At 62.2% G+C, this 22,278-nt stretch carries 22 protein-coding genes, 1 tRNA gene and 1 pseudogene; 7 read left to right on the top strand and 17 right to left on the bottom strand.

Annotated elements, in window-relative coordinates:
• The first annotated feature begins 9 nt into the window (after positions 1–9).
• Positions 10–882 (top strand): alpha/beta fold hydrolase, encoded by an 873-nt coding sequence (locus tag ACK4FH_RS11435; protein ID WP_409813713.1) that lies wholly within the window; start codon positions 10–12, stop codon positions 880–882.
• Positions 883–885: 3 nt separating this feature from the next.
• Here ACK4FH_RS11435 and ACK4FH_RS11430 read toward each other — a convergent pair whose 3' ends face one another.
• The 6 genes from ACK4FH_RS11430 to ACK4FH_RS11405 all read right to left on the bottom strand — a co-directional run bounded on the left by ACK4FH_RS11430 (position 886) and on the right by ACK4FH_RS11405 (position 6,761).
• Positions 886–2,556: a Na/Pi cotransporter family protein gene (locus tag ACK4FH_RS11430; RefSeq protein WP_409813711.1), complete on the bottom strand. Its 1,671-nt coding sequence runs from the start codon at positions 2,554–2,556 to the stop codon at positions 886–888.
• Positions 2,557–2,584: 28 nt separating this feature from the next.
• Entirely contained in the window at positions 2,585–3,295 is a 711-nt protein-coding gene (locus ACK4FH_RS11425; RefSeq protein WP_409813709.1) for a hypothetical protein, read from the bottom strand.
• Between the two features lie 233 nt (positions 3,296–3,528).
• On the bottom strand, positions 3,529–4,368 hold the full coding sequence (locus ACK4FH_RS11420) for an SAM-dependent methyltransferase (RefSeq protein WP_409813707.1): 840 nt from the start codon (positions 4,366–4,368) through the stop codon (positions 3,529–3,531).
• The gene (locus ACK4FH_RS11415) at positions 4,355–5,164 is read right to left on the bottom strand and encodes a class I SAM-dependent methyltransferase (RefSeq protein ID WP_409813704.1); all 810 of its coding nucleotides are present in this window, start codon (positions 5,162–5,164) and stop codon (positions 4,355–4,357) included. The genes ACK4FH_RS11420 and ACK4FH_RS11415 overlap by 14 nt, the downstream gene beginning before the upstream one ends.
• Positions 5,165–5,499: 335 nt before the next feature.
• A complete protein-coding gene (locus tag ACK4FH_RS11410; RefSeq protein WP_409813702.1) occupies positions 5,500–6,132 on the bottom strand; it encodes a DUF2459 domain-containing protein in 633 nt (210 codons plus the stop codon).
• A gap of 5 nt (positions 6,133–6,137) precedes the next feature.
• Positions 6,138–6,761 (bottom strand): trimeric intracellular cation channel family protein, encoded by a 624-nt coding sequence (locus ACK4FH_RS11405; RefSeq protein WP_409813700.1) that lies wholly within the window; start codon positions 6,759–6,761, stop codon positions 6,138–6,140.
• A gap of 153 nt (positions 6,762–6,914) precedes the next feature.
• Here ACK4FH_RS11405 and ACK4FH_RS11400 point away from each other — a divergent pair, with 153 nt between their 5' ends.
• Positions 6,915–8,024, top strand: coding sequence for an AI-2E family transporter (locus ACK4FH_RS11400; protein WP_409813698.1), 1,110 nt, complete (start codon positions 6,915–6,917; stop codon positions 8,022–8,024).
• Positions 8,025–8,086: 62 nt separating this feature from the next.
• Here ACK4FH_RS11400 and ACK4FH_RS11395 read toward each other — a convergent pair.
• The 10 genes and pseudogenes from ACK4FH_RS11395 to gatC all read right to left on the bottom strand — a co-directional run bounded on the left by ACK4FH_RS11395 (position 8,087) and on the right by gatC (position 15,809).
• Positions 8,087–8,179 (bottom strand) — tRNA-Ser (locus ACK4FH_RS11395).
• An 85-nt stretch (positions 8,180–8,264) separates the two neighbouring features.
• Positions 8,265–9,164, bottom strand: a complete 900-nt coding sequence (tesB, locus tag ACK4FH_RS11390; RefSeq protein WP_409813695.1) for an acyl-CoA thioesterase II — start codon at positions 9,162–9,164, stop codon at positions 8,265–8,267.
• A 250-nt stretch (positions 9,165–9,414) separates the two neighbouring features.
• A complete protein-coding gene (locus ACK4FH_RS11385) occupies positions 9,415–9,684 on the bottom strand; it encodes a hypothetical protein (protein WP_409813692.1) in 270 nt (89 codons plus the stop codon).
• Between the two features lie 163 nt (positions 9,685–9,847).
• On the bottom strand, positions 9,848–10,480 hold the full coding sequence (locus ACK4FH_RS11380) for a glutathione S-transferase N-terminal domain-containing protein (protein ID WP_409813690.1): 633 nt from the start codon (positions 10,478–10,480) through the stop codon (positions 9,848–9,850).
• Between the two features lie 124 nt (positions 10,481–10,604).
• Positions 10,605–10,952: a hypothetical protein gene (locus tag ACK4FH_RS11375; RefSeq protein WP_409813687.1), complete on the bottom strand. Its 348-nt coding sequence runs from the start codon at positions 10,950–10,952 to the stop codon at positions 10,605–10,607.
• Positions 10,953–11,050: 98 nt separating this feature from the next.
• Positions 11,051–11,698 (bottom strand): annotated as a pseudogene (locus tag ACK4FH_RS11370) (glutathione S-transferase family protein).
• 153 nt (positions 11,699–11,851) lie between these two features.
• Positions 11,852–12,313, bottom strand: coding sequence for a histone H1-like repetitive region-containing protein (locus tag ACK4FH_RS11365; RefSeq protein WP_409813684.1), 462 nt, complete (start codon positions 12,311–12,313; stop codon positions 11,852–11,854).
• A 221-nt stretch (positions 12,314–12,534) separates the two neighbouring features.
• Positions 12,535–14,040 carry an Asp-tRNA(Asn)/Glu-tRNA(Gln) amidotransferase subunit GatB gene (gatB, locus tag ACK4FH_RS11360; protein WP_409813682.1) on the bottom strand — a complete coding sequence of 502 codons (1,506 nt, stop codon included), beginning with the start codon at positions 14,038–14,040 and terminating at the stop codon, positions 12,535–12,537.
• Positions 14,040–15,518: an Asp-tRNA(Asn)/Glu-tRNA(Gln) amidotransferase subunit GatA gene (gene gatA / locus ACK4FH_RS11355; protein WP_409813679.1), complete on the bottom strand. Its 1,479-nt coding sequence runs from the start codon at positions 15,516–15,518 to the stop codon at positions 14,040–14,042. The genes gatB and gatA overlap by 1 nt, the downstream gene beginning before the upstream one ends.
• 3 nt (positions 15,519–15,521) lie before the next feature.
• Positions 15,522–15,809 (bottom strand): Asp-tRNA(Asn)/Glu-tRNA(Gln) amidotransferase subunit GatC, encoded by a 288-nt coding sequence (gene gatC, locus ACK4FH_RS11350; RefSeq protein ID WP_409813676.1) that lies wholly within the window; start codon positions 15,807–15,809, stop codon positions 15,522–15,524.
• A 279-nt stretch (positions 15,810–16,088) separates the two neighbouring features.
• Between gatC and ruvX the strand changes: the two genes are divergently transcribed.
• Positions 16,089–16,496 (top strand): Holliday junction resolvase RuvX, encoded by a 408-nt coding sequence (gene ruvX, locus ACK4FH_RS11345; RefSeq protein WP_409815255.1) that lies wholly within the window; start codon positions 16,089–16,091, stop codon positions 16,494–16,496.
• A 27-nt stretch (positions 16,497–16,523) separates the two neighbouring features.
• Entirely contained in the window at positions 16,524–17,438 is a 915-nt protein-coding gene (locus ACK4FH_RS11340) for an AEC family transporter (RefSeq protein ID WP_409813674.1), read from the top strand.
• Positions 17,439–17,555: 117 nt separating this feature from the next.
• On the opposite strand, the gene ACK4FH_RS11335 is transcribed toward ACK4FH_RS11340, so the two are convergent.
• Positions 17,556–19,247 (bottom strand): isovaleryl-CoA dehydrogenase, encoded by a 1,692-nt coding sequence (locus ACK4FH_RS11335; RefSeq protein ID WP_409813671.1) that lies wholly within the window; start codon positions 19,245–19,247, stop codon positions 17,556–17,558.
• Between the two features lie 123 nt (positions 19,248–19,370).
• Here ACK4FH_RS11335 and ACK4FH_RS11330 point away from each other — a divergent pair, with 123 nt between their 5' ends.
• The 3 genes from ACK4FH_RS11330 to plsY are packed head-to-tail and all read left to right on the top strand — an operon-like array spanning position 19,371 to position 22,275.
• Positions 19,371–20,351, top strand: a complete 981-nt coding sequence (locus ACK4FH_RS11330) for an aspartate carbamoyltransferase catalytic subunit (RefSeq protein WP_409813668.1) — start codon at positions 19,371–19,373, stop codon at positions 20,349–20,351.
• A complete protein-coding gene (gene pyrC / locus ACK4FH_RS11325; protein ID WP_409813667.1) occupies positions 20,348–21,643 on the top strand; it encodes a dihydroorotase in 1,296 nt (431 codons plus the stop codon). Before ACK4FH_RS11330 ends, pyrC begins: the two co-directional genes overlap by 4 nt.
• A 2-nt stretch (positions 21,644–21,645) precedes the next feature.
• Positions 21,646–22,275: a glycerol-3-phosphate 1-O-acyltransferase PlsY gene (plsY, locus tag ACK4FH_RS11320; RefSeq protein WP_409813665.1), complete on the top strand. Its 630-nt coding sequence runs from the start codon at positions 21,646–21,648 to the stop codon at positions 22,273–22,275.
• Positions 22,276–22,278: the final 3 nt, after the last annotated feature.

Here is a 22,278-nt window from a genome sequence, read left to right as displayed (position 1 = left end):
TGCCTCCGCATGGCCGCCTCATTTCGTGACGTCTTCTACACCAGCCAGGATGGCCTGCAGCTCTATGCCCGGGATTATGGCGACCGCGCGGCGCCAGGCACGCCTGTCATCTGCCTGCCTGGCCTCACCCGCAACTCAAAGGACTTCGACGCGCTGGCAACGCATCTCGCTGCGAAGCACCGCGTCCTCTGCCCGGACTTCCGGGGCCGGGGCCGCTCGGCCTGGTGCGATAACTGGGCGGATTACACGCCTGCCCATGAAATGATGGACACACTCGACCTGATGGGTGCCGCAGGCATCGGCCAGGCGGTCTTCATCGGCACCTCGCGCGGCGGTATCGTCACCATGGCGCTTGCAGCGTTCCGCCCGAATGTCATCAAGGCCGCGATCCTGAACGACATAGGCCCGGAGCTCGAAAGGAAAGGCATCGAGCGCATCGCCGGTTATGTCGGCATCATGGAAACGCCGCAAAGCTGGGACGAGGCGGCGGTAAAGCTGCGCATGATGAACGAACGCGAATTCCCGAACCTCACCGCCGAAGAATGGCGGGCGTTCAGCCGGCGCACCTTCGCCGAGGACAATGGCGCCCCGAAACTCGATTACGACCCGAAGATCGGCACCGCCATGCGCAAGGGACTCGAAGCTTCGAATGGCGAAGTGCCGACTATGTGGCCGCAATTCGGCGCGCTGGCGCAAAAGCCGGTTCTCGTCGTGCGCGGCGAGAATTCGGACCTCCTGAGCGAGGCCATCGTCACCCGCATGACAGCGGACTATGTGGATGTCTCCGCCGTCACGGCGAAAGACCGCGGCCACGCGCCTTTCCTCGACGAGCCGGAAGTCGTCGCCACAATCGACGCCTTCCTCGACCGCGTGGCGCGCTGAGGTCTACTCGTTGCGTGCCACGGCTTCGGCCACCGGCTCTGCCTGAGCGTCCCGCTTCTGCGGTGCGACGATTGCTTCTGCCGCCTCGATCCGCATGGCTGCGCGCACCGCATGATGGGCAATCCGTCGGATGAGATCCGCCTCGCGGATCGCATCGTCAAGGGGTTTCAGGTGATCCATGCCGCCGCGCGACGCAGCTGAAAGCGCGGCATCCTTTATATGCTGGTATTCCGCTTCGAACGCCTGTCCCCTCGCCGACAGGGCCTCGCCATCTCCTGCCCTGTCCGTCAGCGACGTATCGGAAAGCAGCTCTTCGAGGGAAATCCGGTAGCCGCGCAGTTCCGCCGCCAGACTCTCTGGCAGATTGCGCTGCTCGCCAACGTGTTCCATCAATTCCTGCAATTCATGCACCATGCCATTGTAGTGCTGCAAGGCGCGCAGACTATGGGCAAGCGCATCCGGCAACTTTTCCGGCAGCCGCGCCACCGACATGCCCGCCGCATAATCGCTGATCGCTTCGGAAAGTTTTGCAAGTAAAAGCGCGCGCCGCGCGACCATAGTCGCGCGCATTACAGGTGCCTTCAGATATTGCACGACCATGTCGCTCGTCATGCCGCCGAACCTGCGAAGTTCGAGCAGCAGGCTCGCCGCCGCGAGCGACGGCATGTCGCGCAGCGTCCTGTCGAGATGCCTTGGCCGGGCCTCGCTTTCCTCCTGCGAGGTAAACATGGCTTCGACGCGACGGATCAACCGGTCGCCTAGGAACCAGAACAGCAATACGCCGGAAACGTTAAACAACGTATGAAACAGAGCCAGCGTTGCCGCGGGCCCCGGATCGGCATATCCGGCTGCCGCCGCCAGTCCCGCCAGCCAGACGAAGCCGGGCAGGATGAGAAAGGCGAGCGCCCCGGTCGCCAAATTGAAGATCACATGGCTCGCCGCGACCCGTTTCGCATTTGAGGTGGCATTGAGAACGGCCAGCATTCCCGTAACCGTCGTACCGAGGTTGGCACCGATCACCATTGCCGCACCTGTTTCAAGGCTGACCAAACCGCCGGATACCGCCGATAGCGCCACCGCGATCGAGGCGCTCGACGACTGCGCCAGCGCGGTGATGGCAAAGCCCGCAAGCAGGAACAGAAAATCCTGCAAATAGCCGCCGGCCATCATTTCGATCGGGATAGCCGCCGCGATTCCCTCGAATGTCTCCTTGAGAACGGCAACCCCGAGAAAGAAAAGGCCAAAGCCGGCAATGGCTTCGCCCAGCGCACCCCTTGCCGCGCCGGACCAGATCAGCCGCACGATCATGCCGAGCCCGATCAGCGGCAACGCGAGGAACTCGATATTCACATTCAAGCCGACCGTCGCGACGATCCAGCCTGTCATGGTCGTCCCGACATTGCTGCCGAAAATGACCCAGATCGCCTGCCCAAGCGTCAGGACACCGGCATTGACGAAGCCGATGGCCGCCACCGTCACGGCGCTCGACGATTGCACAAGCGCTGTGAGGGCAAAGCCGGTTGCCAGTCCCTTTGCCCTCGTATTCGTCCAGCGCTCAAGCAGCATCTTGAGCGACGGTCCGGCGGCGACTTTCAACCCCTCGGTCATCAACCACATGCCGACCAGGAAAAGCCCCAGCCCGCCAAGCAGTCCCGTAATGCTGTCGATACCCATTCACGCCTCCGCGGCAGCGAGTATCGCTTTATCGGCGCCTTGCCCGCAACATGCGTGTGGCGCCTCGCTGAAACTCGAACGGCACTTCGACAAGCTCCACCTCAGCGCCTTCCTCGCGCAGCGTCCGCATTACGCCCGGCAGATGGCTCGACGGCAGGCCGTCGAGGTTCATCAGCGGGAATACGCGAACTTCCGGCGCGACACGCAACAGCTCCCGGAGTGCCGCCAGATGAAAGGCGAAGTCGAGCTTGTCCCCATAGAGGAACAAGAGATGCGAGACGAGCGCGAGGCCGAAGGCGCCATCCGCGAATGGCAGCACAGGCAAGGCCGCCGTCACATATCGCCCCTCCCGCTTGCCCGCCTCATAGTTGGCAAGAAATAGCGCCAGCGCCTCCCGCCTGAGCCGGTGAATGCCCTCCTCCGAGCCGTAGTGCTTCCAGTTGAAGCGATAGGCGGCACGGCGCATTCCCGCCCGCATTGCCTCGACCGTCAGTTCGAAGCGGCGCTCGATTTCCTCGCCCGGGTAGCAGTAGAGCGGATCGGCGGCCACAACCTTGATCCCTCGCGCCTGCGCCTCTGCTGCGAAGGATGACGGCCCGGCAACCACATCGAGCACCGTTCCCGGAAAACGGAAATCGGCCAGCGCAAAAAACGCCTCGTATTCCGAGAAGCGACGCCCCCAGGGCACGATACCCTCGAGTTCGAATTCGCGCGCGGCGCCCGTTTGCGGCTTCAGCATGTTTCTCTCCCGATATCACGGCTTGGCCGCCACCCGGAGACGCCTTCGATGCCCTATGCGCAAACGAAAAGGCCGCCTCCAGATGGGGCGGCCTTGTCCGGTTTGATCGTCAGACGACGGAACGGGGCCACCCTTCAGGTGGTCCACCAATTCAGCTGTGCGAAAAGTGTCGCGCTCATCTTCCGATCCCTGTCGCCGGGTCGTTCCGGCAGTAGAAATCTAGCCCCCGGCTATCACTTTGCCAAGCGGTAGTGCATTACGCCCCAGGCAAGCCAGCCCTTCTCGGCGCCATCCACCCAGCGCTCAAGACCTTTCAGCATATTGTCGAGATAATCCGTGCTGACGCCCTTGGTCAGCCGCTCGTAGTTCGCCTCAAGTTCCTGACCCACCCGCCAGTAGTGACGGCGGAGCTGATGCGTCATGTCGATCACCTCGAGCTTCTCGAAACCTCGCGCCGAAAGTTCCTTTTCATAGAACCCGAAGCTGCCAAGCGTCTCCAGATGAATGCGATCAAGGATCGGCTGCAAGACGCCTTCAGGGCAGTCATCGGCCTGCATCGGATCGGTGAAGATGAACTGCCCGCCCGGCTTCAGCACTCGCTGCACTTCGTCGAGTACGCGCGGACGGTTGCCGCTGTGCAGGATCGCATCCTGCGACCAGACGATGTCGACGCTGTCCGGCTCGACCGGAATATTCTCGAAATCGCCATGCAGAACCTCGATACGGCCGTCGAGCCCTGCCTTACGGTTCAGCTCGCGATTGAGCCTGTTCTGGGTCTCGCTGATATTGACACAGATGACCTTGCAGCCCCGCGTCTTCGCAAGATGCCGCGCCGCGCCGCCATAGCCTGCGCCGATATCGAGCACAACACTGTCTTTCGTCACACCCTTCAGCATCGAGGCGAGCGTCTCGTCGTTCCGGTGGCTTGCCGGAACGATCGCCTCATCGTCGCTTTCATACATGCCGATATGGATGTCTTCGCCGCCCCAGATCGTGAAGTAGAAGGAATCCGCGTCCGGGCTGTCGTAATAGGCTTCCGCCTGTGCCACCGCGTTCGATCTAGTCTTGCTCATAGGCCTTCTCCGCAACGTGAATGAAAAAGTCGGTGTCCTCGTCCTTGTAGCCGGCCTGGAAGTCGCCATAGGTGGTGACGGCCTGGAAACCGATTTCGTGCATCAGCTTGCGTGTGTAGTTTTTCCGCAACGGGAACATGTTCAGGTAATAGACGCTGTCGTCCGAGAAGGTATAGCGGAAGCGCGCAAGACTATCGTCGACATGCGCTGGTTCCGCCGTGACCTTGTCGCCGCAATAATAGTATTTGTGCTTGGTGCTGAAGCCGCGATCGAGAATGGCATCGTAGTTTCGCTGATCGAGGATGAGAATGCCGTCATGCTTCAGCGCGGCGTAGAACTCCGCCAGCGCGCGGCGCCTGTCGCGCTCCTCAAAAAGATGCGTGAAGGAGTTGCCCAGGCAGATGATGGCGTCGAATTTCCCATGCACATCCTTGTTAAGCCAGCGCCAGTCCGCATGAACCGTCTGCATGACGAAGCCATGATCGCGCGCATTCGAGAACGCCTTTGAAAGCATCTCCGCGCTGCCGTCCACACTTGTCACGTCGAATCCGGCCTTCAGGAGCTGCACCGAGTTGAACCCCGTACCTGTCGCCACATCGAGAATCTTGTGCTTGCCACGTTCCTTCAGAATATTGATGAAGAACTGCCCTTCGCTCTCCGCGCGGCTTTCCCAATCGATGAGGTCGTCCCATTTGTCGACGAAGGACTCGACATATTCCTGCTGATAGTGGTCCGTCTCGCGTATCGAGAGCGGATCGTCGCCAAATTCCTGTTCCTGTTTCTTGATTTGTTTCATGGTGACGTTCCTTCATCAAATGACGGCGTGCAGGCGCTTGATGCACCGCCGGAAAGCACAAACGGCGCCGGCACGACTGCCTCCGGACACCTATGAATTCGATTTCGAAAGCCCGCAAAGGGAAAGCCGCGCAAATGCACGAAGCGGGCCGCATCCCATGACACCGTCAGGAAAACGGCAAGGCAGCGAAGCTGCGGGATGCGACTGAAGGACGAACTGCATCGCAGATGCAGATTATGGTACGCCCACTCAGCGAAGCCACGCTAACAAAGCGTTCCACATGCCGCAACCGCAAGAGTGGGAAATTCACGAAAACATATGGAATATGACGCGTTTCAGCGCTCCGCAGGCTGCGCAAAACGCCGCAATTGCTTCATGAGGTCTTCTGCACGCTGCACACCACTTGACTGGACATTCACTTCCGCAAGCTCAAGCCCACGCGCCGTCCATGTGTTGCAGGTGTTATTCAGGCTGAATATGCCGGTCGCCGGATAGAACTTGCTGAAAGAATAAAGCCCCGGCGCCGTCGCTTCCACACGCTCGCCGTCGCGCGCGAAGCTCTCGTGCAGATAGCGTATCAGCGACGTAAACTCTTCCATGCCGAGTTCGAGTTCGACTTCCTCGACATCAGCGAAAAAATCCGAAGGCCGCGCCGCCAGCGCGGCAACATGCATGACGGCTGGACCCGGAAAGGCGGCACCGATGGCGGCGAAAAGACCCGCATCGGGCTTCGGATAAAAACCCGCATCGCCCCAGCCAAACTCGAGATAGGCGGCTTCCGGAAAGTCGGCGGCCTCGGGAATCTTGCCCGCCGGAATATCGTCCGTGGCGACGACGATGCCGGTGTGCCAGCCATTGCTGCTCACATAGACGACATAAACCTCCCCGGCGGCGGCGGCGCGGGCGGCTGCCAGCAAAACAATCACAAACAGAACGAAGAATGCGATGCGTGGAAATTTCGCAGCCATCCGATTCAATCCTGCTCGCCTGGTTCGACCTTCAGCGTCGGGATCGACCAGTTATAGGCGATCGCCAGAAGCCGGATGACAAGCACCGCGCCGCTCGCAACCCAGAACGTCAGCAGCGGCGGCATGTCCATCCGGTCAGCCAGCACAAAGAGCGAGGCACCGCAAAGCGCCGCCAGCGCATAGACCTCCTTGCGCAGGATGGTCGGCGTCCGGTTCGCCAGCACATCGCGGATGATGCCGCCCGCGATGCCTGTGATGACCCCCATGACCACCGCCACGAAGCCGGAAGTCCCCATCTCCAGCGCCTTGCGCGTGCCGAGCGATACGAAGATCGCAAGGCCGACGGCATCGGCAATGGCGACGGGCCGCCGGACCCTGTGCGCAAAGCGCGCGAAGGGGATGGTCGCCAGCGCAAATCCGCCGGCAAGAAGCACATACCAGGGCGCCGCAATCCAGAAGACGGGCACATCGAGCAAGAGGTCGCGCACGGTGCCGCCACCGACGGCAACAATGATGCCGAGCACCATGACGCCGAACCAGTCCATCTGGCGCTCACCGGCGACAAGCGCCCCCGACACCGCGAAAGCCGCGATGCCGATCAGTTGAAGCGAAAGCAGAATATCGGGCATTTCCATGATCAAACGCTAGCGCCACAAGCGCGCCAAGGCCAGCACCGCACTGCAATCTGCTTGCCCCTCCTGCCCCGCACTGCCAGTCTTGCATCAGACGGACGCGGTTTGTTGCGCCGCTCTCCCGCGCCGGAACAATAGAGGATACCCGCCGTGCAGGACGATTCGCAGGATTTCCCGGCCCCGCGGCGCGAACAGCTTCTGCAGAAGATGCAGCCGCCCTTGAGCTGGCTTCTCGGCCTCCTCGGCATAGCCGTCATTCTTGTCATCGTCGTTCAAGGCCGCTTTTTTCTCGCCCCTCTGGCCGTCGCCATTCTGCTTTTCAGCCTCATCACCGCCCTGATCGACCTCGCCGGTCATTTCAGGATCGGTTCGCTTGCCATGCCGAACTGGCTTGCGACCATCATCGTCTCCCTGCTTTCGGCGGCCGTGCTGATGGCGCTCTTCGGAATCGTGTCGGCGCAGGTCAATTCCGTCGTCGCAACCGCGTCGACCTATACCGACCGCTCGGAAGAAGGTCTTTCCACCCTTTTCACCTGGCTCGGAGAAGACGCCGCCTCAGCGGTAAGCGCGGCCTTCCGCGACATCGATGTCGGCGCCAATCTCCGTTCCCTTGCCGGATCGGCGGGGAACCTGCTGATTTCGACTGTGCTCGTCATCCTCTATATCGGCTTCCTGTTTGCCGAGAGGCCGCATTTTTCCGCCAAGTTCGAAAAGCTCTTTCCCGCCCCCGAACGCGCCCAGCGGCTAAGCAATATTCTCGAGGCAATCGGGCGCAGCGTTCGCCATTATGTGCTGGTCAAGACGGCGGTCAGCCTTGCCACGGCAGGCGTCGTCTATCTGCTGCTCTTGCTGATCGGTGTCGACTTCCCCGAAACGCTGGCGACGCTGACCTTCTTCTTCAATTTCATTCCCAATATCGGCTCGATCATCGCCTCGTTCCTTCCCATGCTGGTGGCGCTGGTCCAGTTCGGCGACTGGCCGATGGCGCTCATCGTGCTGCTCAGCATCGGCACCATCCAGTTTTGCATCGGCAACATCATTGAGCCCATGCTGATGGGCCGTGCTTTGCACCTGTCGTCGCTGGCGATCATCCTGTCGCTGACATTCTGGGGCGCGATCTGGGGCATCGTCGGCCTCTTCCTCGCCGTACCGATCATGGTCATGGTGATGATCGTCTGCGCCCATGTCCCCGGCCTGAGGCCTGTGGCTATCCTGCTATCGCGTGACGGCGACCTGAGCGAAGGTAAGGAGCTCGACTGAGCCCAGATCCGGCCCCCGATCTTCTGCCAATAAAAAAGGCCCCGTTGCGGGGGCCCTTTTAATGGCGGAGAGGATGGGATTCGAACCCACGGTACAGCTTTACACTGTACAACGGTTTAGCAAACCGCCGCCTTCAGCCACTCGGCCACCTCTCCGGCTTTCCCGTGTATGCCCAAGATTGCGGGGCGCTTCAAGGCCAATATCCGGTTCAGTCCAGCCGCACACCGCTATTTTCGAGCCTCAGCCCTTGGGTTTGGGCTTGCCGTGGTAACGGATCAGCCCTTCCTGCGCCACAGAGGCGACGAGCTTGCCGTCCCGCGTATAGATCGAGCCCCGGTTGAGTCCACGCGCGCCGGAGGCGCTGGGGCTGTCCTGCGTATAGAGCAACCAGTCATCGGTGCTGAACGGCCCGTGGAACCACATCGCATGGTCAAGGCTCGCCGACTGCAGCTTCCCGGACACCCAACTCACGCCATGTGGACGGATGCAGGTGTCGAGCAGCGTCATGTCGGAGGCATAGGCGAGGATGCACTGATGCAGCGGAGTATTGTCACCGACGCTTTTGCGTGCCCGGAACCAGACATGCTGCAAGGGCTCCATCGGCGCCGGGTCGATATAGTCCTGCGGATTGACGGGCCTGATTTCGATGGGCCGGGGACGCGAGAAATGCTTGGCGATCTCGGGCGGCAGCTTTTCGGCAATTGCCTTGCGCAATTCGCGTTCGCTGGCGAGCTCTTCCGGCATCGGCACTTTCGGCATGTCGGCCTGATGCTCGAAGCCCTCTTCCGGCACCTGGAAAGACGCCGCCAGATTGAATATCTGTTTGCCGTGCTGGATCGCAACGACACGCCGCGTGGTGAAGCTCTTGCCATCGCGCGAGCGGTCGACTTCATAGACGATCGGCACTTTCGGATCGCCCGGCCGGATGAAATAGGCGTGTAGCGAATGGCATACGCGCTCCTCGACCGTCCGGTAGGCCGCCACCAGCGCCTGCCCGATGACCTGCCCGCCAAAAACGCGCTGCCAGCTGACATCGGGGCTGTGGCCGCGGAACAGATTTTCCTCGATCCGCTCGAGATCGAGCAGATCGACCAGATCCTCGACGGACTTTTCATCCTCTTGGGGGGACGTGTCGCTCATGGCCACTCCAGAAAGGGAAACGAACATCGCGAAGCGATTTTCCGTCGTGCGGGCGGAAAACGGGCTACGCAATTGCGCGGAACATAGAACATTTTGCAGCGGAGTCGATGCCGCGATTTCGCAGGCGCGAAAGGAGCTGCGGGCGGCAGCAGGGCCCGCATCCGCAAGAGGGCGGATACCGGCGGATCAGGCACATCGCGGCGCAGAGGACGCCTGCGGAAAGCCTGATTTAGTTATTTATTACAGTATCTTACTGGTTTGCCAACCACTCGCGGGCCTGGCGCTGCGCTTCGGCGATCTGCGACGGAGACATCTCGGCAGCCAGTTCCGCCCGGCAGCTGCGCGCCGCATTGCTCCCCTTCATGGCGGCCAGGTTGAACCATTTGTGCGCGGTCACCAGATCGACTTCGACCCCGTGCCCCGTCGAATACATCAGGCCAAGATTGTAGAGCGCCTCTTCCTTGCCGCCTTCGGCCGCAAGGTCGTTCTTCTCGAAACTCTCGAGTTGCATGCGAGCCATTTGCCCACTCCTAAGATCGCGGCCTTCCGCCCCGGTTGCCGTATCGACGAAGTCATGAACTTCGTTCCCGCATGCAAATTTCTATGCCCCCGCTGAAAAAATGGTTAACGCCGGTGCACCATAAGTGTCGTATCGACAACAGGCAGCCGTTTTCCGTCATGCACTATACGTTCGGCACTGCCATGCCGCGCTGAACGGCAGGCCGCGCGCCGACCGCGTCGAGCCAGCGCTTCACATTGGCGCCCTCGCCCACGATGTCAGGCTTGCCCTGCGCGATCAGCGGAAAGGCGACGCTGATCCAGGGATAAGTCGCCATGTCGGCAATGGAATAGTCGCCGGCCATGAAGGCCGCGTGGCCGAGCCGCGTGTCGAGCACCTTGATGAGCCGCGCCGCCTCGGTGATGTAGCGGTCGATGGCATAGGGAACCTTTTCCGGCGCCGTGTTGATGAAGTGATTGGCCTGACCGAGCATCGGCCCGACGCCACCCATCTGCCACATCAGCCATTCGAGCGCCTTCGCCCGCTGCTCGCCCTTCGGCGCGAGGAACTTGCCGGTCTTTTCGGCGAGATAGATCAGGATCGCGCCCGACTCGAAGACGGAAACCGGGCCGCTGTCGGCATCCCTGTCGACGATGGCGGGTATCCGGTTGTTCGGGCTGACTTTAAGGAATTCCGGCGCGAATTGCTCGTTCTTGCCGAGGTTCACGGCATGCACTTCATAGGGAAGGCCCGCTTCCTCAAGCATGATCGAAACCTTGCGCCCGTTCGGCGTGGTCCATGTGTAGAGATCGATCATTGCGCCCTCCTGTTGTTGTGGCAGGAAGCGCGAAGACGAATTTCAGGCACACCTCCCCAGATGGAAACGAAATGGGGGTGGAGCGTGACGCTGTAAAGAGGGGATATCTTTCCGGACCGGAAAATCAGTACTCGACCGTCACTTCGACATGGTGATGCCGGTGCTTGGCGCAGACATAAGGCACGATGCTGTACTCGCCCGCCGGAATTTCCGTGCCCATCGCCATTTCCGGCAGCAGGAAATCGCCTACCGTGTTGCCGTTCTTGTCGATGATCGAAAAGCCATAGGAACCGTACATCACCCGCACAACCTTGCCGTCCGACGGAAGGACAAGCGGCCTGCCCCAATTCGTCTGGGAGTTGTAGCTGTCCTTCATGACGAGGCTGCCGGTGCCTGTAACCGTCGCCGCCGAGGCAGGGACCACCGCGGCAAACATGCCGATCGCGGCAATCGAGGATATGAATTCACGCATCAGCTCGCTCCGGGCCATTGAAAGGCAAACAGCGCCCCCGTTTCCAGGGACGCTGCAAGCTTAGCATAAGTGGCGGAACCGTTAAGCCCCGCTCCGCCCTATTGTGCGCGTTGTCCGAAGAGGATCTTGCGAGCCTTCTCCGCTTCTTTTGTCTTGTCACCGATGGAGCCCCGGCGCCATTCGCGACCCGGGACAAATCCCCTCTGGACCGCCGGACGGGAACCAACCCGCTCGAACCAGTCCTTCAGGAAAGGAAAATCGTCCAGCCGCTGGCCCTGGTTCTTGTAGGGTACGATCCAGCCCCAGCAGGCCATATCCGCAATCGAGTAACGCCCGGCAAGATTGTCACGGTCCTTGAGGCGCTTATTCATCACGCCGTAGAGCCGGTTCACCTCATCGGTACAGCGCTTGATTGCATAGGGTATCTTCTCCTTGGCGTATTGGCGGAAGTGATGGGCTTGGCCCGCCATCGGACCAAGCCCAGCCATTTGCCAGAATAGCCATTGGTCGACCTCAATCCTCGCGCGTTCGCCGGCTGGATAGAACTTGCCGGTCTTGCGCCCGAGATATTGAAGGATTGCCCCCGACTCGAAGATCGAGACCGGTTTCCCCCCTGGTCCTTTCGGATCCACGATGGCAGGCATCCTGTTGTTCGGCGCGATCTTCAGAAAGGATCGCTTGAACTGATCGCCAACTCCGATATTCACCGGCCTGCCCGTTTAGGGCAGCCCACATTCTTCCAGCATGATCGACACTTTCCAGCCATTAGGTGTTGGCCAGTAGTAAAGATCGATCGGCTCGGCGTTGTCCCGCCGAGTGGCGGGACGCTGCCTTGCCGCAGAACGCTTCGGGGCCGCTTTCACGGCGGATGACCGGCGCGTATCGTTCATTCAGCCTTCTCAGGCCGCCTTCTTCGCTGCGGGCTTGCGCTTCGCAGGAGCCTTCCGCTTGGCCGGTGCCTTCTTGGCAGCGGTCTTGCGGGCGGCGGGCTTCTTCGCAGCTGTCTTGCGAGCAGCGGGCTTCTTCTTCGCTGCAGGCTTCTTCTTCGCAGCCGTCTTGCGAGCGGCGGGCTTCTTCGCGGCCGTCTTCTTGGCTGCGGGCTTCTTCTTGGCTGCGGGCTTCCGCTTCGCAGGCGCCTTCTTGGCGACGGTCTTCTTGGCAACCGCCTTCTTGGCAGCAGGCTTCTTCTTCGCAGCCGGCTTCTTCTTGGCGGGGGCCTTCTTCGTCGCGGTCTTCTTCGCGGCGAGCTTCTTTACCGTCTTCTTGGCGGCCGGCTTCTTCTTGGCAGCCGGCTTTTTTGCGGCGGGTTTCTTGGCCGCAGCGGCCTTCGGCTTAGCTTTCGTCTTGGTGGTGGTAGCCATGTTTCTCTAGCTCCTGATGTGCCGTTCGTTTGGCGACAATCCATGTACTCGTAACGCACACATTGCTAGCGCCCTCGTACCCCTCAGGCGCACACGCCAATTACTATGAGCGCGCATTTTGCGCTCGGCAACTGAATGCAACAGATTTGTGCACAGGCGTCCGCGCCACTCTCCGGGGAAAGTGGTTACCAAACCGTTCATCGGGAGGCTGGAAATTTTCGTCAGCCGTCGGACGATAGGCCGAGTTTCCTCGCAAGGATTTCGTTGACGACGGCAGGATTTGCCTTGCCAGACGTGGATTTCATGACTTGGCCGACAAACCAGCCAGCAAGTTGGGGCTTGACTTTCGTTTGCTCGACTTTATCGGGGTTCGCCGCGATGATGGCGTCGATTGCGGCCTCGATAGCCCCAAAATCCGTGACTTGCTGCAGCCCTTCATCCTCGACGATTTTGGCCGGGTCACGACCCGTTTTGTACATCGAATCAAAAACCTGCTTCGCGATTCGACCCGAGATGGTCCCGTCCGAGATAAGGTCGATGAGCTCTCCGAGCTGCCTTGCGGACACCGGAGTCTCCTCTATCGAGTGCCCTTCGCGGTTCAGTGCGCCGAACAATTCGCCCGTCACCCAGTTCGCCGCGAGCTTCGCATCGCGCCCCTTGGCGACCGCCTCGAAGTAGTCCGCCCGCGCCGCCTCGCCGATCAGAACGGTCGCGTCATAAGGCGTGAGGCCATATTCGGCGATCAGCCGCGCCTTCTTGTTGTCCGGCAACTCCGGCAGCGACGCCTTGATCTCGTCCACCCAGATTTGCGTGAATTCGAGCGGCAGCAGGTCGGGATCGGGGAAGTAGCGATAGTCATGCGCCTCTTCCTTGGAGCGCATGGAGCGTGTCTCTCCCGTTTTGGGATCGAAAAGCCGGGTTTCCTGCGCGATCTTCCCGCCTTCCTCGAGGATTTCGATCTGCCGGCGCGCTTCATACTCGATCGCCTGACCGATGAAACGGATCGAGTTCACATTCTTGATCTCGCAGCGTGTGCCGAGCGGGCTGCCGATCTTGCGCACAGAGACGTTCACGTCGGCGCGGAGCGAGCCCTCCTCCATATTGCCGTCGCAGGTGCCGAGATAGCGCAGAATGGTGCGCAGCTTGTTCACATAGGCCTTCGCCTCGTCCGCCGAGCGCATATCCGGCCGCGAAACGATCTCCATCAGCGCCACGCCCGAGCGGTTGAGATCGACAAAGCTCATCGAGGGATGCTGGTCATGCAGGCTCTTGCCCGCATCCTGTTCGAGATGCAGCCGCTCGATACCGACCGTCACCACGCGCCCGTCCGCCATGTCGAGCAGCACTTCGCCCTCGCCCACGATCGGGTGCTTGAACTGCGAAATCTGATAGCCCTGCGGCAGATCCGGGTAGAAATAGTTCTTCCGGTCGAAGACCGAGCGCAGATTGATCTTCGCCTTGAGACCAAGCCCGGTGCGGATCGCCTGTTCGACGCAGAAACGGTTGATGACCGGCAGCATGCCCGGCATCGCCGCATCGACGAGGCTTACCTGCGTGTTCTGCTCGGCGCCAAAGGTGGTCGAGGAACCGGAGAAAAGCTTGGCGTTGGAGGTGACCTGCGCATGAACCTCGAGGCCGAGGATCATCTCCCAGTCACCGGTCTGGCCCTGGATCAGGTCTTCCTTGCGCGGCTCGCGCTTTCGCATCGTGCTTTCGAACTCGCTCATCATGCCCTCCACCAGGCGCCGGGCGCCGCGGTGAAATCCGCAGCCTCCTCGATGGCCCGCGCCGCGCGCAGCAGCGTCTCTTCGTCGAATGTCCGCCCGATAAGCTGCAGCCCGAGCGGCAGCCCCTCGCCCGAAAGCCCGGCCGGCACCGAAATGCCCGGCAGACCCGCAAGGTTCACAGTCACCGTGAACACGTCATTGAGATACATGGAGAGCGGATCGTCGGTTTTTTCGCCGATAGCGAATGCGGCGGACGGCGCCGTCGGAGTCAGCAGCACATCGACTTCGGAGAAGGCTTCCGTGAAGTCCCGCGCGATCAGGGTCCTGAGCTTCTGCGCTTTCAGGTAATAGGCGTCGTAGTAACCCGCCGAGAGCACATAGGTGCCCATCAGAATGCGCCGTTTCACTTCCGCGCCGAAACCGGCCGCGCGGGTGTTCTCATACATCTCCGTCACGTCGCGGCCCTCGACGCGCAGCCCGTAGCGCACACCGTCATAGCGCGCGAGGTTGGACGAGCATTCCGCAGGCGCAACGATGTAATAGGTCGGCAGCGCATATTTGGTGTGGGGAAGGCTCACCTCCTTCACCGTGGCGCCCGCGGCCTTCAGCCATTCGATGCCGCGTGTCCAGAGATCGTCGATCTCCTTCGGCATGCCGTCGACCCGATATTCCTTCGGAATGCCGACGCTGAGGCCCTTCACGCCGCCCGCAAGCGCGGCTTCATAGTCCGGCACCACGCGGTCGACGCTCGTCGTGTCCTTCGGGTCATGGCCTGCCATCGAACCGAGCATGATCGCGGCGTCGCGCACATCGCGCGCGATCGGCCCCGCCTGATCGAGCGAAGAGGCGAAGGCAACGATGCCCCAGCGCGAGCAGCGGCCATAGGTGGGCTTGAGGCCCACAGTGCCGGTGAAGGCGGCGGGCTGACGGATGGAGCCGCCCGTATCCGTCGCTGTCGCCGCCGCGCAGAGCCGCGCCGCGACCGCCGCCGACGAACCGCCGGACGATCCACCTGGCACGAGCTTCGCGTCCGAACCCTGGCGGCGCCACGGGTTCACCACCGCGCCGTAATGGCTCGTCTCGTTGGAGGAGCCCATCGCGAACTCGTCATTGTTGAGCTTGCCGAGCATCACGGCACCATCGCGCCACAGATTGGCGGTCACAGTTGACTCGTAGGGCGGCACGAAGCCTTCGAGAATGTGGCTGCAGGCAGTCGTCTGCACATCCTTCGTGCAGAACAGATCCTTGATGCCGAGCGGTACGCCCTCGAGTGGCCCGCCCTCGCCCTTCTGGAGCTTCGCATCCGACGCCCTGGCCATCTCCATCGCCTTTTCGGCGGTGACGGTCACATAGGCGTTGAGCGGGCTCGCGGCTTCCATCTCCTTGAGATAGGTGCCGGTGAGCTCCACCGAGGTGATTTCCTTCTTCTTCAGCGCGTCGCGGGCTTCGGCGAGCGTGAGGCTGGTCAGATCGGTCATCGCTTACTCCACCACCTTCGGCACCACGAAGAAGCCGTCTTCCGCGCCCGGCGCATTCCGCGTCACATCCTTCTGACGGTTAGTCTCCGTCACGACGTCTTCGCGCATCTTCATCGCCATCGCGACCGCGCTCGTCATGGGCTCCACATCGGCGGTATCCACCTCGCCGAGCTGCTCCACCCAATCGAGGATGCCGTTGAGTTCCTTGGCCAGCGCCTCCAGCTCATCGTCCCGCACGGCAATCCGCGCAAGCCGGGCGATGTGCCGGACCGTTTTCTGATCGACCGACATGGGTCCGCCTTTGTTGGTGGTCGGAAGAGGGAAGCTGCCTCGGGGCCGGAAGCCCGGCGAAGCACCCCTTGCTCCTTGAATCGCGAGGGAACATAACAAGCGGGAGCCCCGCGCCGCAACGCCGCCCGCACAATATATATGAGGGCGGCGATTGCGCCCCGGAAAGCCCCGGATTATGGTCCGCCGCGACAGATTTTACCCAAAGGTTGCAGGCACTTGAGCGCCAATGTGAAACTTCTTGAGGAACTTGAACACGGGATCGGCCGCCATGACCGCCTGATGGGCGTCGATCTGGGCACCAAGACCATCGGCCTTGCCCTTTCCGATGTCTCCCGCTCGATCGCGAGCCCGCTTGAAACCATCAAGCGGACGAAGTTCACGGCGGATGCCGAACGGCTGATCGCGCTGGCGAAGGAACATGGCGTCGTCGCCCTCGTCTTCGGCCTGCCCCTCAACATGGACGGGACCGAGGGCCCGCGCTGCCAGTCCACCCGCGCCTTCGTCCGCAACCTAGAAAAGCTGACGGACCTCCCCGTCGTCTTCTGGGACGAGCGCATGTCCACCCAGGCCGTGACCCGCACGCTGCTCGACGCCGACGCCAGCCGCGCCCGCCGCGCCGAACTGGTGGACAAGATGGCCGCCGCGTACATTCTGCAAGGTGCCCTCGACCGGCTGAGACGGCTGTGAGACACCGTTAAACAAGAAGAGCGAACCATGCTCCCCATCCTGAATTCCCTGATCCCCGTCTTCCTCGTCATTGCGCTCGGCTTTGCGATCAAGCGCATGAATTTTCTCGATGAGGGTATCTGGGCGCCCCTCGACCGGCTCACCTATTACATCTTCTTCCCTGCGCTGCTCTGCCACACTCTCGCGACTGCGAACCTCACCGACTACGACATCTGGCCGATGGCCTCGGCGCTGGGCGCGGGCCTCTTTTCGATGGTCGTGATCCTCATGATCCTGAAGGCGGTTCTGCCGCTTACCGGCCAGCAATTCTCATCCGTCTTTCAGGGTGCGGCGCGCTGGAACGGCTTTGTCGCGCTTGCCGCGATCGGCTCGCTCTTCGGCCCCGAAGGCGTAACGCTTGCAGCGGTTTCATTCGCCGTCCTCGTTCCCGCGGTGAACGTGCTCTCCGTGCTCATCCTTACGCGATATGCGGGTGACGAACCGGCGGGTATGGGAACCGTGCTGAAGCTCCTGTCGAAGAACCCGCTGATCCTCGCCTGCGCGGCGGGTATAGCGCTCAATGTTACCGGCATCGGCCTGCCCGGACCGCTTGCGCCGACATTCGATATTCTGGGTGCTGCTGCGCTCACCATCGGCCTCATCGCGATCGGTGCGGGCCTGCAGCCAAAGCACGCGCTCGAAACCGGCTGGATCGTCGGACTGACAAGCGGACTGAAACTTGTCGTCATGCCCGCGCTGATGGCGGGCTGGTGCATCGCCTTCGGCGTTACGGGCCTTCCTGCCGCGGTCGTGCTGCTCTGCGGCGCGGTGCCGGGCGCGACCTCCTCCTACATCCTCGCCCGCCAGCTTGGCGGCGACGCAACGCTGATGGCAAGCCTCATCACCGGCGGCACCATCCTGGCCGTCGTCACCATGCCGCTGATGTTGTGGCTGTTGGGTTAAGACAAAAACACAGTTGTCATCCCGGCACTTGTTGCCGGGACCCATTGGCGGCTGCGGCAATTGGAGAGGCGAATGGGTCGCGGGAATAAATCCCGCGATGACACCTGAGATATTTTGCTACGCCACCCGCGCCCGCTCCGTGATCGCACGGACATCCGCGCCCACCGGCAGCGTGCCGTACACATCGCCCCAGTCGCGGCCGAGGCGCGTGGCGCAATAGGCGTCGGAGACGAAGCCCGGCGCGTGTTGCAGCAGGATAGAGCCCGCGGCGACTTTCGCCATCTGCTCCACCACCTGCCGCGAGCGCGCCTCAAGCGAGCCCATATCGGTGAACGCATCCTTCAGCGCATCGAGCGCGCCATCGTAAGCCGCGCTCGCGCCGCGCGCCTTGTCGAGTTCCGCGAACACGATTTCGAGCGCCTGAGGCTCGCGCATCAGCGCGCGCAGCACGTCGAGGCACATGACATTGCCCGAGCCTTCCCAGATCGCATTGACCGGCATTTCGCGGTAGATGCGGCCCGCGATGCCCTCCTCGACATAGCCATTGCCGCCGAGACATTCCATCGCCTCATAGGCAAGGTTCGGCGCGCGCTTGCAGACCCAGTATTTCGCGACCGGCGTCATGATGCGGCGGAAGGCGGCCTCCGCCTCGTCCTCATGCGCGCGGTCGAACGAGCGCGCGACGCGGAAGGAAAGCGCCGTCGCCGCCTCCGTCTCGAGCGCAAGATCGGCCAGCACATTCGCCATGAGGGGCTGGTCGATCAGCTTTTTCTGGAAGACCGTGCGGAAGGAGCAGTGATGCACGGCTTGGCTCACCGCCTGCCGCATCATGCCTGCCGTCGCCACCGCGCAATCGAGCCGTGTATAGGTCGCCATCTCGATGATGTTTCGGACGCCGCGCCCTTCCTCGCCGATGAGCCAGCCGGAGGCCGCCTGAAACTCGACCTCGGACGAGGCATTCGACTTATTGCCGACCTTGTCCTTCAGCCGCTGGATGCGGATTGCATTGACGCTGCCATCGGGCAGGAATCGCGGCATGAGGAAGCAGGAGATTCCGTTCGGCGCCTGCGCCAGTACGAGGAAGGCATCGCACATGGGCGCGGAGAAGAACCATTTATGCCCGGTGATGCGATATTCCTCGCCCGGCCCACCCCTGCCCGCAGGCACCGCGGATGTCGTATTGGCCCGCACATCCGTGCCGCCCTGCTTTTCGGTCATCCCCATGCCGAGGGTGACGCCCGTCTTCTCGCTCGCGGGCAGGAAGCGCTCGTCATAGTCGCGCGAGAGGATGCGCGGCACCCATTCCTCCGCAAGCGAGGGCTGGAAGAGAAGCGCGGGCACCGCCGCATTCGTCATGGTGATGGGACAGCCGTGGCCCGCTTCCGCCTGCGTCATCATGTATGTGCCGGCGAGCCGCGCGACGACCGCTCCCGCTTTCGGCTTAGCATCGAACCCGTCTTTCAGATGGTCCCAGGGCGAGCCGTGCAATCCCTGCTCCACCGACAACGCCATCAGCGCATGATAGGCAGGATGGAACTCCACCCGGTCCGCGCGATGGCCGAAACGGTCGAAGCTCTTGAGCACAGGAAGATAGGCATTGGCCTGCCGCCCCAGCTCCAGCACCTCCTCGCTGCCCACGATTGCGCCGAATTCCGTCAGCGACCGGCGCGCCTGCCCCCCGCCTTCCCGCTCCACCGTCTCGGCAAGAGCCTTGTCGCCGGTAAAGAGGTTCACATCCTCAAGCGGCGGCGGCTGATTGAAGACCTCGTGAGTGGCAAAACCGGCGGGCGTTTCCATCTGGCTGGACATCGGGCCTGAACCTCTTTTCCGGGGACTTCCCGTGAGGTTAACACCCCCTCCGGCGCCCGGCCAAACGCGGCCTCAAAACCACCTTGCCGCCCCCCGGAATCGGCCCTATACAATGCGGCTTTAATGACCAACGCTGACAAACAGCCTCAAGCCATCTTCCCGCACCGGCATTTGCTGGGCATCGAAGGGCTTTCCCCCGCCGACATCACCGCCCTTCTCGACCTTGCCGACACCTATGTCGAGCAGAACCGGCAGGTCGACAAGAAGGGTTCGGTGCTGCGCGGCCGCACCCAGATCAACCTCTTCTTCGAAGCCTCCACCCGCACACAAAGCTCCTTCGAGCTGGCGGGAAAGCGCCTCGGCGCGGATGTGATGAACATGTCGGTCTCCTCCTCCTCCGTGAAGAAGGGCGAGACGCTGATCGACACGGCGGTGACGCTCAATGCGATGCACCCCGATCTCATCATCATCAGGCACCAAAGCTCCGGCGCGGTGGAGCTTTTGTCCCAGAAAGTCTCCTGCTCGGTCATCAATGCGGGCGACGGCGCGCATGAACATCCGACACAGGCGCTGCTCGACGCGCTGACGATCCGCCGCCGCAAGGGCAGGCTCCAGGGCCTCCTCGTGGCGATCTGCGGCGACATTCTGCATAGCCGCGTCGCGCGCTCGAACATCCTGCTGCTGAACGCGATGGGCGCGCGGGTGCGCGTCATCGGCCCGCCGACGCTGATGCCGAAAGGTATCGAGCGGCTCGGCGTCGAGGTCTTCCACGACATGAAGAGGGGCCTCGAAGGCGTTGATATCGTTATGATGCTGCGGCTGCAGCTTGAGCGCATGGCAGGTTCCTATGTGCCGAGCCAGCGCGAATATTTCCACTTCTACGGCCTCGACTACGCAAAGCTCGCCTATGCGAAGCCCGATGCGCTCGTGATGCATCCGGGGCCGATGAACCGCGGTGTCGAGATCGACAGCGCGGTTGCCGACGATATCGACCGGAGCCTCATCCGCGAACAGGTGGAGATGGGCGTTGCCGTGCGCATGGCCGTGCTTGACGCGCTCTCGCGCAACCTGCCGAACGAACTGCCGCTCGGAAGCCGCGCATGAAACGCACAGCCTTCATCAATGCACGCCTGATCGACCCCGCCAGCGGCTATGACGAGCGCGGCAATCTGCTGGTCGAGAATGGTGTGATCGCCGATCTCGGCCCCGCCCTCTTCAATGACGGTCTGCCCGATGGCGCGGAGGTGGTGGACTGCAAGGGCCGCGTCCTCGCGCCGGGCCTGATCGACTGCCGCGTCTTCACCGGCGAACCGGGCGCCGAACACCGCGAAACGCTGGCGCTCGCCAGCAAGGCGGCAGCCGCAGGTGGCGTCACCACCATGATCGTCATGCCGAACACAAATCCGGTGATCGACGATGTGGCGCTTGTCGATTTCATCGAGCGCCGCGCCCGCGACACGGCGGTCGTCCATGTCCACACGATGGCGGCGCTGACCAAGGGTCTCGAAGGCAAGGAGATGACGGAATTCGGCCTGCTGCTGGAGGCAGGTGCCGTCGGCTTCACGGATGGTGTGAAAGCCGTCGCCAATGCGCAGGTGATGCGCCGCGCGCTCAGCTATGCCGCCCATATGGGCGCGCTGGTGGTGCAGCATGCGGAGGAACCGACGCTTGCAACGGGCGTGATGAACGAGAGCGAGCTTTCAGGCCGCCTCGGCCTTGCAGGCATTCCAGCTGCCGCCGAAACCATCATGATCGAGCGCGACCTGCGGCTTCTGGAACTCACCGGCGGGCGCTATCACGTCTCGCAGGTTTCCAGCGAAGCCTCGGTCGAAATCATCCGCCGGGCAAAGACGCGCGGCCTGCCCGTCACCTGCGGCGTCTCGGCGGCGCATCTGCAGCTCAACGAGAACGACGTCCAGTCCTACCGCACCTTCTTCAAGCTGTCGCCGCCGCTGCGCGGCGAACAGGACCGGCTGGCGCTGGTTGCGGGACTCGCGGACGGTACAATCGATGTCGTCGTCTCGGGCCATGATCCGCGCGACCCGGAAGTGAAGCGCCGTCCGTTTGCCGAAGCCGATTTCGGCGCGATCGGCCTCGAAACGCTGCTGCCGGCCGCGCTTACGCTGGTCCATAATGGCGATCTGCCGCTCGGGCGGATGCTTGCTGCACTCACCTGCCTGCCTTCCGATCTGCTCGGCCTTGGCCGGGGCCGCCTTGTCACCGGACTTCCCGCCGATCTCGTGCTGATCGATACGGAGGTGCCCTGGAAGCTCGAAGCGGCTAATCTGAAGTCAATCTCGAAGAACACACCCTTCGAGGACCGCCTGTTCCAGGGCCGCGCCATCCGTACCATGGTCGGCGGCCGCACGGTCTATGTTCACGGGGAGGAACGCTGACCATGGACTTCACCTCAATGGCGCTGCCGCTGGTCGCGCTCGTTCTCGGCTATCTGCTCGGCTCGATCCCCTTCGGATTGCTGCTGACCAAGACAGCGGGCCTAGGCGACATTCGCGATATCGGCTCGGGCAATATCGGCGCAACCAATGTGCTGCGCACGGGCAACCGCTGGGTCGCCGCAGGCACGCTGATTTGCGATGCGGGCAAGGGCGCGATTGCGGTTCTGCTCATGGCGTGGGTCGCGCGCACGGCAGGCGGTGACGTTGTCCTGCTACCGGGCCTTGCGGCGCTGGGCGCCTTTATCGGCCACCTCTATCCCATCTGGCTCGGCTTCAAGGGCGGCAAGGGCGTATCGACCTTTATCGGCATACTGCTCGCGCTTCACTGGCCCGTCGGCCTGCTTTTCTGCGCCACCTGGCTCGTGGTCGCGCTGATCTCGCGCTATTCGTCGCTTTCGGCGCTGGTCGCGGCGCTGCTCACGCCGGTCTATCTTGCCTGGCTCAACCAGTGGCAGCTTGTCGGCCTGAGCGCAGTTCTCGTGCTCTTCATCTACATTGCGCATCGCGAAAATATTTCGAGGCTGATGGCGGGAACAGAATCCCGCATCGGTCAGAAGAAGGCCGAAGGCTGAAGC

The organism is Parvibaculum sp., assembly GCF_046297875.1.
Lineage (GTDB): Bacteria > Pseudomonadota > Alphaproteobacteria > Parvibaculales > Parvibaculaceae > Parvibaculum.
The sequence above is the reverse complement of the archived record's forward strand: the minus strand, read 5'-3'. Positions and strand labels throughout refer to the sequence as shown.